At 73.0% G+C, this 14,405-nt stretch carries 3 protein-coding genes; all 3 read left to right on the top strand.

Annotated features, from left to right (window positions below; genetic code table 11):
* Positions 1-4: 4 nt before the first annotated feature.
* Positions 5-1,294, top strand: a complete 1,290-nt coding sequence (locus WMF19_RS01965; RefSeq protein ID WP_437897521.1) for a class I SAM-dependent rRNA methyltransferase — start codon at positions 5-7, stop codon at positions 1,292-1,294.
* Between the two features lie 419 nt (positions 1,295-1,713).
* The gene (locus tag WMF19_RS01960; protein WP_272097459.1) at positions 1,714-2,295 is read left to right on the top strand and encodes a cupin domain-containing protein; all 582 of its coding nucleotides are present in this window, start codon (positions 1,714-1,716) and stop codon (positions 2,293-2,295) included.
* A 527-nt stretch (positions 2,296-2,822) separates the two neighbouring features.
* Positions 2,823-14,396, top strand: coding sequence for an amino acid adenylation domain-containing protein (locus WMF19_RS01955; protein WP_437897520.1), 11,574 nt, complete (start codon positions 2,823-2,825; stop codon positions 14,394-14,396).
* Positions 14,397-14,405 lie beyond the last annotated feature (9 nt).

Below are 14,405 nucleotides of genomic sequence, written 5' to 3'. Positions count from 1 at the left end.
GTCGATGCGGGTCCATCTCACCGCGACGGCCGCGGCCGCCGTCCGCCGCGGCCACCCATGGGTCTACCGAGACGGCATCGCGGACGGCGGCGGGCACGGGAGCAAGCGCGGCGACGGCAAGCGCGGAGAGCGCGGCGACGGCAAGCGCGGAGAGCGCGGCGACGGCAAGCGCGGAGAGCGCGCGCATCGCGGGGGCGCCGCGGCGTCGGGCGACGTCGTCGAGCTGTCGGCCGAGGGGGCGCCGTTCCTCGGGCGAGGGCTCTGGGACGCGGACTCGGCGATCGCCGTCCGCGTCTTCCAGCGCACGCAGGCGCCGCCGCTCGACGAGCGGGCCATCGCGGAGCGGCTCGAGCGCGCCTTCGCCCTGCGCGACGGCTGGTTCGCCGGCCGCGACACGACGGCCTACCGGCTGTGCAACGGCGAGGGGGACCGGGTGCCGTCGCTCGTCATCGATCGGTACGAGCGCGCCGCGGTGATCCGCCTCGACGGCGACATGCTGGCGCCCTGGCTCGATCGCCTGCTCCCGCACCTCGCGCGCGCGCTGGGCGCCCGCGGCGTGCGCTCGATCGGCCTGCGCGCGCGCGCGTCGGCGGCGGGCGAGGACGCCGACGGGAAGAAGCTCGCGCACCTGCACGGGCCGCCGCTGCCGGATCGCCTCTTCGTGAGGGAGACGGGGGTCGCGATGGAGGTCGATCTCGCGCGCGGCCAGAAGACGGGGGCGTTCCTCGACCAGCGCGACAACCGCGCCCGCGTGCGCGCGCTCGCGGCAGGGCGCCGGCGCGTGCTGAACCTGTTCAGCTATGCGGGGGGCTTCTCGGTGGCCGCGGCGCTCGGCGGCGCGGGCCGGGTCACCTCCGTCGACTCGGCGTCGGCCGCCCACGCGTCGGCGCAGCGCACCTTCCGCGAGAACGGCGTGGATCCGGCGGCCCACGAGTTCGTGACGGCGGACGCGTTCGACTTCCTCGAGAAGGCCCGCGCGCGCGGCGACCGGTACGATCTCGTCATCTGCGACCCGCCGAGCTTCGCGCCGAGCGAGCGCGCCAAGCCGCGCGCGCTCGGCGCCTACCGGCGGCTGCACACGGCGGTCGCGCGCGTGCTGGATCGGGGCGGCATCTTGTGCGCGGCGTCGTGCTCGAGCCACATCACGGCGGAAGACTTCCTGGCGACGCTGGACGACGCCACGCTGGAGCGGGACGACCTGCGGATCCGGGCGATCCACGGGCAGCCGGAGGACCACCCGACGCTGCCGGCGTGGTGGGAGGGGCGGTATCTGAAGTTCGTGGTGCTGGAGTGAGGGGCTGACGCGCGCGCGCGCGCTATTGATGAACGCGCGGCGCGCCGCGGCGCGCCGTGGCGCGTCCAATCCGGCACGGTGGAAATGGCCGTGCCTGGAATTCGCTGTCGATATAAAGACATGACCGCCGCGCGCCGCGGCCGTATCGGCCCCGCGGCGCGGCTCTCCGCGCCTCGGCAGCATCGCGCCTCGATGCTCCCTGTTTCGGCGTGATGTCGGCCTTCCGTGGCCACACTACTATACCGGCCCAGTATTGCCCATTACTTGGCCAACGCACTGCTTACCTGCGACAAGGCTGAGCAATAAAGCAGCATCCAAGCAGTCGTTCATCGAGCGCACCGCCATAATCCGCGGTACCTTGGCGAAGAGTCGCGCCGAGTACGCCAGTAGCTCGGACGCAGAAGACAAGGGGGTCTATCATGAAGACGCTGAGGATTACCCCGGAGCAGATGCGCTCGCGCATCGCGCGGTTCGGCGAGCTCCGGGCTCACATGAATCACACCGTCGACGCCAGCATCCCACAAGAGGCGTTCGACGCCGTGAACCCTCCCATGTATCTCCTGATGGCGCACGCGGCGCAGGGCGTCGGCGAGGGGATGGAGCCGGCGATCGCCGGCCCCAAGGGCATGAGCGTGGGCATCGTCAGCTGCCGGCCCGGCGATAAAGTTCTGCTGCACGTACACCATCGCTCGCGGGAGGTATTCCTGTGCCTCAAGGGCCGCTTCGCGCTGCGATGGAACGAGGGCGGCACGGACGAGACGACGCTCGAGCCGTTCGATATGATCGACGTCCCCGTGGGCGTCTACCGGCAGTTCGAGAACGTCGGCCAGGAGCCAGCGCTGCTCCTCGCCATCATCACGGACGAGCACGAGGACGAGCCCGGCGACATCGCCATCGCCCCCGAGGACAGGGCGCGCTTCGCCGAGCGCTTCGGGCCCGCAATCCTGGAGAAGCTCACGGCGGCGACTGGCCTGCTCTTCACCGACCCTCCCACGAAGTAGCGCCTGCCCTTGTGGTCCATTCGCGGAAGGCAAACCACCAAGCCGCGGATGTGCTGAATACTCATCGCCAGACCCGACCCTCTGCCGGCGCGGCGCCGGGCAGCGCGCGGCGCGCGGCGCGCGTGAACTAGCGCGGAGAGGATCGAAGTGAGCCCGCCGCTCATCGGTCGAACGATTTTCATGATTCCGCTTGGCAAGTCCAAAACCAAAGATCATTATTAATTCTGCAAACTAATAAATCGTCTTGCCGGGGGAGGCATAGACGTCGAGACCTCGCGCCCTGGACTCGTCGCAGGCGTACACCAGCTGCGCGCTCGGGATGGATCGCGCGTTCGGGAGGGGAAACGCCCGAGCGCCGAGGGCATCGCTGAGCCGACAGCCCGCGCGCGGGGAGGGATGGAGTGGTTGACAAGCTGCATGGCACCGCGCACGCGGCGCGCGTGAACGCAGCGCGAGGGCCCGCTCCGAACGCTCGAGCGTGAAGAGAGAGGGGAGCCCTGACATCGACGGACAGGAGGGCATGCGCAATGGTTGAGCTGACGTACGCGCCACTTTCGTTGGAGCAAGAGACGAAGTGGCTGCTTGCCCGGATCCACGGCCCCACGCCGGTGATCCATGAACGAGGCGTGGCCTGGCTCGACGGGGATCTCGACGTGCAGAGGCTGATCCGCGCCGTCGAGGCGATCGCGGCGCGCCACGAGCCGCTGAGGACCTCCTTCGTCGAGCGCGAGGGAGAGGCCGCGCAGGTCGTCTCACCCACGGTGGCAATCGACCTCCGGGAGGTGGACCTCGCCGCGGACCGACAGACCACCTCGGACGAGGAGGCGCTCGCGGCCGCCCGCGAGGAGGTCGCTCGTACCATCGATCATGAGCGCGCCCCGCTCTGGCGGGTGGCGCTCATCCGAGCGCGCCCGCGCCGCCACCTGGTCGCGCTGTCCATGCACGGCCTCATCTGCGACGGCGCCTTCAGCGTGGGTCTGTTCTTCTCGGAGCTCTTCGCCCTCTACCATTCCATGACGCCTCCGGCGCTGCCCATGCGCTACCAGGACCACGTGCGGCGGCAGCTCGGCCGCGCCGCGGGCGAACGCCTCGACGCGCGGCTCGACCACTGGGCGCGAGAGCTCGCCGGCGCGCCGACTGCCCTCGATCTTCCGACGGACCTGCCGCGGCCCGCCGCGCAGACCTTCGCCGGAGGATCAGCCGAGCGCGCGCTCGATCGAGAGCTCCTACAGCGGCTCGAAGCAGCGGCCCGGGATCAAGGAGCGGGCCTGTTCACGGCGCTGCTCGCGGGGATGCTGGCTGTCCTGCACCGGATCACCGGCCAGGAGGACGTCCTGATCGGCGTGCCCTCGCCTGGACGCGAACCGCCGGACGTTCAGGGGCTCATCGGCCTCTTCGGCGGCCCGGTGATCGTGCGGGGCAGGTTCGGCGCAGCGCCCTCGTTCCGAGAGCTGCTGCGCCAGGTACACCGATCCATCGAGGAGGGCAGAGCGAACAGCGAGGTTCCCGCCAGGGCGCTGCTGGAGAGGCTCGCGGCGCCGCGCGACCCGGGCCGCACGCCGATCGTCCAGGCCCTCTTCGAGGCGCGGACACCCAGCCCTCCGCCGTGCGAAGGGCCGCTCCTCACGCTGACCCGAGCGGACCTCGACCTGCCCTACGTCGGCTACGATCTCGTGGCGAGCATCCACGACGCCGCCGCAGGGGTCGTCGCGAGGCTCGATTACCGCCGCGATCTCTTCGAGCACGCGACGGCGGCCAGGCTGCTCGACCACTGGGAAGCGCTGCTCGGCGGCGCCGCGGAGGACCCTGACCGGCGGATCTCGGAGCTGCCTCTCCTGTCGGCCGACGCGCGGCGGCAGCTCCTCGTCGAGTGGAGCTGCGGCGCATCACACTCCCGGCCGCGCGAGCGGGTCGACGAGCAGATCGCGGCGCAGGCGCGCCGCGCCCCCTCCGCCGTCGCGGTGGCGTTCGAAGGCGAGCGCCTCACGTATGCCGAGCTGGATCGGCGGAGCAACCAGATCGCCCACCTCCTCAGGAAGAGCGGCGTCGGGCCAGACGTGCTCGTCGGCGTCTGCCTGGAGCGCTCGCCGGACATGATCGTGGCCGCGCTCGGCGTGCTCAAGGCGGGTGGCGCGTATGTCGCGCTCGACCCGGCCTATCCCCCGGATCGGCTCGCGTTCATGGTGGAGGACGCGAAGGTGTCGGTGCTCCTGACCAGCGAGCGCCTCGTCGGCCGCGTGCCGGGCCACAGGCTCGACGTCGTTCGCCTCGACGCGGATCGGGCGACGCTCGATCGCGAGCCCGCGCACGAGGTGCCTCCCGCTGCCGGCCAGGCGCCGGACGACCTGGCGTATCTCATCTACACGTCAGGCTCGACGGGCCGCCCCAAAGGCGTGCTCGTGGAGCACCGGGGGCTCACCAACCTGGTGGCCTGGCACAGGCGGCGGTTCGCCCTGTCCAGCGCGGATCGAACCACCCTCGTGGCGAGCCCGGGCTTCGACGCCTCGGTCTGGGAGATGTGGCCCCCGCTCTGCTCCGGGGCCTGCCTGCACATCCCCTCCGAGCCCCTCCGCCGCTCGCCCCTGGAGCTCAAGCAGTGGCTCCTCGATCAGCACATCACCGTCTCCTTCGTCCCCACCCCCATCGCCGAGGAGCTGCTGCGCCTCGAGTGGCCCGCGCGCTGCGCGCTGCGCTCCCTGCTGACCGGAGGCGACAGGCTCCGACTCTGGCCTCACCGCGCCATCCCCTTCGAGGTCGTCAACAACTACGGCCCCACCGAGGCCACCGTCGTCACCACCTCCTGCGCGCTCCCCAGCGCCGCCCCCGAAGACCTCGGCGCCTCACGCGAGCCGCCCATCGGCCGACCCATCGACAACGTGCGCGTCTACGTCCTCGACCCGCGGCGCCAGCCCGTCCCGATCGGCGTCGCCGGCGAGCTCCACATCGCCGGCGACGGCCTCGCCCGCGGCTATCTCCACGACCCGGATCTCACCCGAGACCGCTTCGTCCCCGACCCCTTCTCCGCGTCGCCCGATGCACGGATGTACCGGACCGGCGACCTCGTCCGCTGGCTACCCGACGGCAACATCGGGTTCCTCGGCAGGCTCGACCACCAGGTCAAGATGCGCGGCTTCCGCCTCGAGCTCGGCGAGATCGAGGCCGCCCTCCGGCAGCACCCGGCCGTCGACGACGCTGTCGTCCTCGCCAGGGAAGACGGACACGACGACAAGCGCCTCGTCGCCTACGTGGTCGCGAGGAACCGTGAGGCAGCTTCCGCGCAAGGAGCGGAGGCGTCGCCGGCGGCGCTCCGCGCTCACCTCCAGGGCCGGCTACCCGAGTACATGGTGCCGTCCACCTTCGTCGCGCTCGACGCGCTGCCGGTGACGGCGAACGGCAAGATCGACCGCTCCGCGCTCCCTGCCCCCGCCGCCGCGTGGACCGAGCTCGCGCGGGGCTTCGCGGCGCCTCGCTCTCCGATCGAGGCGTCGCTCGCCGGGATATGGCAGGAGGTGCTGCGGCGAGAGCGCGTGGGGATCCACGACAGCTTCTTCGAGCTGGGCGGCAGCTCGGTCCACGCGGTGCGGCTGCTCTCCCGGGTCCGCGGCGCGCTCGGGGTGGACCTCAGGTTCGAGGAGCTCTTCCGCCACCCGACCATCGTCGATCTCGCGCCCGTCCTGGAGCGGCAGCGCGCGGCGCGGCGGGCCGAGCGCGCGATCACGAAGGTCCCGCGCCTCGGGCCGCTGCCTCTGTCCTTCGGACAGGAGCGCCTCTGGTTCCTCCAGCGGCTCTCGCCCGAGAGCCGGGCCTACAACTGCCTCTTCCCGTTCCGCCTGCGCGGGCAGGTCGACGTCCGAGCGCTGGACAGGGGCGTCCGAGAGCTCGCGGAGCGGCACGAGATCCTGCGGACGACCTACGCGGAGCGCGACGGGCGTCCGGTCCAGGTCATCGCCCCGCAGAGCTCCCTGCAGCTCGACGTGGTGGATCTCCAGCACCTCGCCGAGGGAGAGCGAGAGGTCGCGGCGCACCAGCGCATCAACGCGGAGGCGCGCGCCCTCTTCGACCTGGCGCGCGGCCCCGTGCTCCGCGCCTGCCTGCTGAAGCTCGGGCCGGAGGACCATATCCTCTGGCTCCACATCCATCACATCGCGACCGACGGCTGGTCCATGGAGCTCGCGTTCCGGGAGCTCGCCCTGCTCTATGACGGCCACCGCCGGGGCGCCCCCGCCGCGCTGCCCGAGCTCGCGATCCAGTACGCCGATTTCGCGGCGTGGCAACGCGAGCACGTGAAGGACGACGCCCACGCAGGGCTGCTCGCCTGGTGGAAAGAGCGCCTCCTCCACGCGCCGCCGCTGCTCGATCTCCCGAGCGATCGCCCGCGGCCGGCGGTCCAGAGCCTGCGCGGCGGGGCCGTCTCCTTCCGGATCGAGGCGCCGCTCATCGAGGCCCTCCGGGAGCTCGCCGTCCGGCGCGGCATGACGGTGACGATGGTCCTCATGGCCGCTTTCAGCGTGCTCCTGCACCGTTACACGCACCACGACGACATCCTGATCGGAATGCCGAGCGCCAACCGGGCGCGCATGGATCTCGAGGCGCTCATGGGCTTCCTCGTGAACACGGTGCCCGTGCGCCTCGATCTATCCGGCGACCCGAGCTTCGACGATCTGCTCCACCGGGTGCGGCAGGTGTGCCTGGAGGCCTACGAGCACGACACGCTGCCCTTCGACGTGCTCGTGCACGAGCTCCGGCCCGAGCGCAGCCCCAGCTACAACCCGATCGTGCAGATCGCGTTCGCCCCGCAGATGCCGGCGGAGCGCGATCTCGCGCTCGCCGGGGTCGAGGTCCGTCCCATCGAGGCGGACGCCAAGAAGACGATCTTCGATCTCTCGCTCTATTCCTGGGAGAGCGAGGGCGGGGTGGCGGCGATGTTCGAGTACAGCGCCGATCTGTTCGAGCGATCGACCATCGAGCGCATGGCGGATCACCTGCTGACCATGCTCGGGACCGCGGCCTCGGAGCCGGGGCTGCCCGTCTCGTCGCTGCCGATGCTCACGCGCGCCGAGCAGCGCCGGCTCGTTGTCGAGATGAACGACACCGCCGCGGACCACCCGAGGGACCGGAGCGTCCTCGACCTGTTCGAGGCGCAGGCGGCGCGGGCGCCGCGCGCCCCGGCCGCGGTGTCCGACCGCGGCGCGCTGACGTACGGCGAGCTCGATCGCCGGGCGAACCAGCTCGCCCACCGCCTGCGCGAGGCCGGGGTGGGGCGGGAGACGACGGTCGCGATCTGCGCGGAGCGGTCGCTCGAGATGCTCCTCGGCATCGTCGGGATCCTCAAGGCGGGCGGGGCGTACGTCCCGCTCGACCCGGACTCTCCGCAGGACCGGCTCGCGTTCATGCTGAGCGACTCCCGGGCGCCGGTGCTCGTCGCCGAGGCGCGCCTCGCAGACCGCATCCCCGGGTTCGGCGGCGCGGTGATCCGCCTGGACGCCGGCGGGGCGGCGCTCGCCGGGCTGCCCGGCTCGGCGCCGCCGAGGAGCGCGGGCCCCGCCGACCTGGCCTACGTCATCTACACGTCGGGCTCGACGGGACGCCCCAAAGGCGTGCTCGTGGAGCACCGGGGGCTCACCAACCTCGTGGCCTGGCACAGGCAGCGCTTCGCCCTGTCCGGCACCGATCGGACCACGCTCGTGGCGAGCCCGGGCTTCGACGCCTCGGTCTGGGAGGTGTGGCCTTCGCTCTGCTCCGGCGCGTGCCTGCACATCCCCCCCGATCCGGTCCGCCGCTCGCCCCTGGACCTCAAGCAGTGGCTGCTGGAGCAGCAGATCACCGTCGCGTATGTCCCCACGCCGATGACGGACGAGCTCCTGCGCCTGGAGTGGCCCGCGCGCTGCGCCCTGCGCGCCCTGACGACCGGCGGCGACAAGCTCCGGCTCTGGCCCCACCGCGCCATCCCCTTCGAGGTCGTCAACAACTACGGCCCCACCGAGGCCACCGTCTGCACCACCTCCTGCGCGCTGCCCAGGCTCGCGCCCGACGACGCCGCGCGCGAGCCGCCCATCGGCCGGCCCATCGACAACGTGCGCGTCTACCTCCTCGACCCGCGGCGCCAGCCCGTCCCGATCGGCGTCCCCGGCGAGCTCTACATCGGCGGGGACAGCCTCGCCCGCGGCTACCTCGGCGACCCCGCCCTCACCCAGGGCCGCTTCCTCGACGACCCCTTCGCCGACGCGCCCGGCGCCCGCATGTACCGCAGCGGCGACCTCGCCCGCTGGCTGCCCGACGGCAATATCGAGTTCCTCGGCAGGCTCGACCATCAGGTGAAGGTCCGCGGCTTCCGCGTCGAGCTCGGCGAGATCGAGGCCGCCCTCCGGCAGCACCCCGGCGTCGACGACGCCGTCGTCCTCGCCAGGGAGGACACCCCCGGCCACAGGCAGCTCGTCGCCTACGTCGTCCCGGGCCTGCGCGGCGAGCGGCTCGCGGCAGGTGACGCGGGTCTCGACGCGGACCACGTCTCGGCCTGGCGCGCGCTGTATGACGACGACACGTACGCGAAGGACAGCGCCGGCGCCGATCCGGATCTCGACACGGCGGGCTGGAGCAGCAGCTACACAGGCGCGCCGATCGATCCGGCGGAGATGCGCGTATGGCGCGACGTCACGGTCGACCGGATCCTGTCCTTCCAGCCGAGGCGGGTCTGGGAGATCGGCTGCGGGACCGGCCTCTTGCTGCTGCAGGCGGCGCCCCGCTGCGAGGCCTACCTCGGGACGGACATCTCCGAGCAGGCCCTCTCGCGGCTCCGGGCCCGGCTCGCGGGCAGCGCGTACGCGCACGTGACGCTGGCGCGCCGCGAGGCCAGCGACTTCGATGACGTCGCGCTCGATAGCTTCGACGCGGTCGTCCTCAACTCGATCGTCCAGTACTTCCCCGGCGCCGACTACCTGCGCTCGGTGCTCGAGGGCGCCGCGCGCGCTGTCGCGCCCGGCGGGCACGTCTTCGTGGGCGACGTGCGGAGCCTGCCGCTGCTCGAGGCCTTCCACGCGTCGGTCGCGCTGCACCGGGCGTCGCCGGACACCCCGGCCGCGGCGCTGCGGAGCCGGGTCGAGCGGGCGATCTCGGCCGAGGAGGAGCTCGTCGTGGCGCCCGGGTACTTCCACGCCCTGCTCGGCCGGATCCCGGGCGTCTCGCACGTCGAGATCTGGCTCAGGCGCGGCCGCGGCGCCGACGAGATGACCCGCTACCGCTACGACGCCGTGCTGTTCGTCGGCGAGGCGCCGGAGCCGGTCGTGATCACCCGATCGCTGGGCTGGCCCTCGGCGGACCTGGAGGAGCTCGAGCGAGCCCTGCGCGACGACCGCCCCGAGGCGCTGGAGGTGCTGGGCATCCCGAACGCGCGCGTGCACGCGGACCTCGCCGCGGCGGCGGCGCTCGCCGCGGCGAGCGGGACCAAGGACGACGTCCTCGCGGCGGGCGGCGCGCTCCCGGGCGCCGCGATCGACCCGGAGGCGCTCTGGGAGCTCGGCGGCAGGCTGGGCTACACGATCCGCGTCACGTGGTCGCGCGACGGGGCGCCGGGGCGCATGGACGCCCTCTTCGAGCGCGACGGGGACCCGCGCAGGCCGCGCGCCTGGCGCGAGGCGCGCGCCGCGCGCGTCGCCGAGGAGCAGGCGCGCGCGCCGCTCACGAACGACCCGGTCCGCGCCAGGCAGGCGCGCGCCCTCGTCCCGGCGCTGCGGGCGTTCCTCGCCGCGAAGCTGCCCGAGTACATGGTCCCGACGGCCTTCGTGAAGCTCGACGCGCTGCCGCTCAACGCGAGCGGGAAGGTCGACCGGCGGGCGCTGCCCGCGCCGGAGCGCCCGGCGCCGAGCGCCGCGCCGAAGGTCGCCGCGCCGGCCTCGGACCTCGAGGCGGTCCTCAGCGAGATCTGGCGCAAGGTGCTCGACCTCGACCGCGTGGGGCTCGACGACCGGTTCTTCGAGCTCGGCGGCCACTCGCTCCTGCTCGTGCAGGTCCGCGCCGCGATCCAGGCGCGCCTCGGCCGGGACGTGCCGATCGTGGAGCTGTTCCAGCACCCGACGATACGCAGCCTGGCCGCGCACCTCGGGGCGGCGCCACCCGCCGCGGAGGCAGACGAGAGCGAGGCGCCCGCGCCGCCGACGCAGCCCTCGAGCCGCCCGGGCCCCGCGCCGGCGCGCAGGAGGGCGCCCGAGAACGCCGTCGCGATCATCGGGATGGCCGGACGCTACCCCAGGGCGCGCGACATCGACGCGCTCTGGTTCAACCTGCGCAACGGCGTCGAGGGCATCCGGTTCTTCACGCCCGAGGAGCTGGAGGCCTCGGGCGTCGATCTGGACCTCATCCGCGCGCCGAACCTCGTGCCGGCGTGCGGCGTGCTGGACGACGCGATGTGCTTCGACGCGCGGTTCTTCGGCTACAGCCCGAACGAGGCGACGCTGATGGACCCGCAGCATCGGATCTTCCTCGAGTGCGCCTGGGAAGCGATGGAGAGGGCCGGCTACGACCCGCTCTCCTGCAAGCAGTCGGTCGGCGTCTTCGCCGGCAGCGAGGCCCCGCTGTACTGGCTCGAGCACATCGGCGTGCCCAAGGCGCCGCTGAGCGCCGAGTATTACCAGGTCCTCACCGGGAACATCACCGACGGCCTCACGACCCGGGTGGCGTACAAGCTGGGCCTCCGCGGGCCCGCGGTGACGGTCCTGAGCGCGTGCTCGACGTCGCTCGTCGCGGTCCACATGGCCTGCCAGAGCCTCGCCGCGAAGGACTGCGACATGGTCCTCGCGGGCGGCGTCGTGGTCCTCCCGCTGACGCGGCTCGGTCACGTCCACGAGGAGGGCTCGCTCGCCTCGCCGGACGGACACTGCCGGCCGTTCGACGCCGACGCGCAGGGGACCGTGGCCGGCAGCGGCGTGTCGGTGGTCGTGCTCAAGCGGCTGGAGGACGCGCTGAGCGACGGCGATCACATCCACGCCGTCCTCCTCGGATCCGCGATCACCAACGACGGCTCGCGCAAGGTCGGCTACGCCGCGCCGGGGCTCGAAGGGCAGGTGCAGGCGATCCTCAAGGCCCACGCCGCCGCGGGGGTGGAGCCGGAGAGCATCGGCTTCGTCGAGGGCCACGGCACGGCCACGAAGCTCGGCGATCCGATCGAGGTCGCCGCCCTGTCGCGCGCCTTCAGAAATGGCACTGACAAAGTCGGGTTCTGCGCGCTGGGCTCGGTGAAGAGCAACCTGGGGCACCTCGGGGCCGCCGCCGGGGTCACCGGGCTCGTCAAGGCCGCGCTCTCGCTCGAGCGCGAGCTGATCCCGCCCACGCTCCACTTCCGGCGCCCGAACCCCGAGCTCCACCTGGAGAGCAGCCCGTTCTTCGTCAACTCCGCGCCGCTCGCCTGGAAGCGCGGAGCGATCCCGCGCCGCGCCGGCGTGAGCGCGTTCGGGATGGGGGGCACGAACGCCCACGTGGTCCTGGAGGAGCCCCCCGCCCGGGAGCCGTCCGGCCCATCGCGGGCCTGCCAGCTGCTGGTCCTGTCCGCGCGGACGAACGACGCGCTCGAGCGGGCCACGGATCGGCTGGCCGGGCGGCTGCGGCACGCGGCGGACCTCTCCCTCCCCGACGTCGCGTTCACGCTCCAGCAGGGCCGGGCGCCGTTCGCGCATCGCCGAGCGGTCGTCTGCCGCGACCTGGCCTCGGCGGCCTCCCACCTGCGAGCGCGCGATCCCGCCCACGCCTTCAGCGATGTGGCCGAGGGCCGCTCGCCGAAGGTCGTGTTCCTGTTCCCCGGCGGGGGCACCCAGCGGGTGGACATGGGGCGAGAGCCGTACGAGAGCGAGCGCGTCTTCCGGGAGAGCATCGACAGGTGCGCGGCGCTGTTCGAGCGCGAGCTGTCCATGGACATCCGGGCGCTGCTCTTCCCTGACCCCGAGGAGCGGGAGCGCGCGGCCGAGCGGCTGCGCGCCCCCTGCGCGAACCTGGCGGCCATCTTCTCGACCGAGTACGCGACGGCGCAGCTGCTCCTTTCGTGGGGCATCCGCCCCGCGGCGGTCAGCGGGCACAGCCTTGGCGAGTACACGGCGGCCTGCGTCGCGGGCGTGCTGTCGCTCGAGGCCGCGGTGAAGCTCATCGCGGCGCGCGGGCGCCTGTACGAGCTGCTGCCCGAGGACACGGCCACGCTCGTCGTGCACCTCTCCGAGGACGCGCTGCTCGCTCGCCTCGGCGACGGCCTCTCGCTGGCCGCCGTCAACGGCCCGGAGGCGTGCGTCGTCTCCGGCATGGCCTCGGCGATCGATCGCCTCGAGCGGGAGCTCGCGCTCGAGGGCCACGAGACCCGGCGCCTTCCGGTCGCCATCGCGGCGCACTCCTCGCTCGTCGGCCCCCTCGCGGACCGCTTGACCCGGCTGGCGGCCTCCCTCGAGCGGCGGGCGCCGCGCATCCCGATGCTCTCGAACCTCACCGGCACCTGGATGACGGACGCCGATGCGCAGGATCCGTCGTACTGGGCGCGGCACCTCCGGGGGACCGTCCGCTTCGAGCGAGGGATCGCGGCGCTGCTCGTCGACCCGGACCACGTCTTCGTCGAGGTGGGGCCCGGGCGAACCCTGGCCGCGTTGACGAGCCGGCACCCCGACGCCGGCGAGGGGCGGCTCGTCCTCACGACCCTGGCGAGCTCGGGCTCCGATCGGACGGACCTGGAGGCGCTGCTCGCCGCCGTCGGCCAGCTCTGGTGCGCCGGCGCCGACGTCGACTGGGCGGCGTTCTGCCGGGACGAGCGGCGCCGTCGCGTCCCGCTGCCCACCTACCCGTTCGAGCGCACGCCGTACGTGATCGGCGCCTCGCGCCCGGCGCCCGCGTCCAGGGCGGCGCCCTCGTCGGCGCTCGACAGCCGCGACGCTCCGCCGGCCCCGGCGCCTGTGTCCCAGCGGGTCGGCGCGACCTACGAAGAGAGGGACGGAGCGCCCGCCGATCACGTGGCGCGCGCGCTCGCGGACATCTTCAGGAAGGTGCTCGGCGTGGTCAGGGTGCGGCCGCACGACAACTTCTTCGACCTCGGCGGGAGCTCCTTGAGCGCCCTCCAGGTGCGGGCCCAGATCAAGGAGCGGCTGAAGGTCGAGCTACCGGTGCACGTGCTGCTGGAGCTCCGCACCGTCGCGGCGCTCGCCGAGCACATCCGCGGCAGCCAGCCCCCCAGCGCGCCCGCGCCGCTGAGCGCCCCGCCCACCTGCAGGAGCGCGAGCGCCGTGGCGTCGGATCGCGGGGGCGGCCGGCTCCTTGTCCCGCTCCAGGTCGGGGCGCGCCGGAGGGCGCCGCTGTTCCTCGTGCAGCCCATCGGCGGCACGATCTACATCTACCGCGAGCTGGCGCGGCAGATGGGCGCCGAGCTGCCCATCTATGGGATCCGGGCGTCGGGGATGGAGCCCGACGAGCCCGTCTTCACCGAGATCCCCGCCATGGCCGCGCGGTACATTCAGGAGCTGCGCGCCGTCCAGCCGGAGGGCCCGTACCTCCTGGGCGGTCACTCGGCCGGCGGCGTGATCGTCTACGAGATGGCGCAGCAGCTCCTCGCGGAAGGGCAGAAGGCGCAGCTCCTCCTGCTGGACACCGGATCCCTCGCGTCCGCGCGGCGCAGGTCGATCGAGGGCGCCGAGGACATGGTCCAGCAGATGAGCGCGCTCCAGGAGACGGCGCCCAAGGCGTACGAGGGCTTCGTCGCGGCGCTCCAGGAGGACACGCCGTTCCGCGCCATCGTGCTCAGCACCTGGCGCGCCATGACGCTCTACGAGCCGCGCCCGACGCAGGCCAGCGTCCTGTTCGTGCGCGCGCGCGAGCAGCTCGAGGCGGAGTCCGACGACGTCGGCTACTGGATGAACCTCACCCGCGGCCCGTTCGCCATGCACCAGGTCCCCGGCAACCATTTCACGATGATGGAGCCTCCCCAGGTCGCGTCCGTGGCCCGCGTCATCCGGGAGCACATCGCGGCGCGGAGCCACGCGCGGGCCGCGATCCCCTCGGCCGCCGCCCGGGCGAGGACGGGCCGCTGGGGCTCGCAGAGAAGCGGCCCGGACAGCAGCCCCGACAGCGGCGACACGACGCACTGAGGCGGCCCT

Source organism: Sorangium sp. So ce124 (genome assembly GCF_051525235.1).
GTDB classification, from domain to species: Bacteria; Myxococcota_A; Polyangia; order Polyangiales; family Polyangiaceae; genus Sorangium; species Sorangium atrum.
Note: the sequence above shows the minus strand (reverse complement) of the source record. Positions and strands in the feature narration are given on the sequence as shown.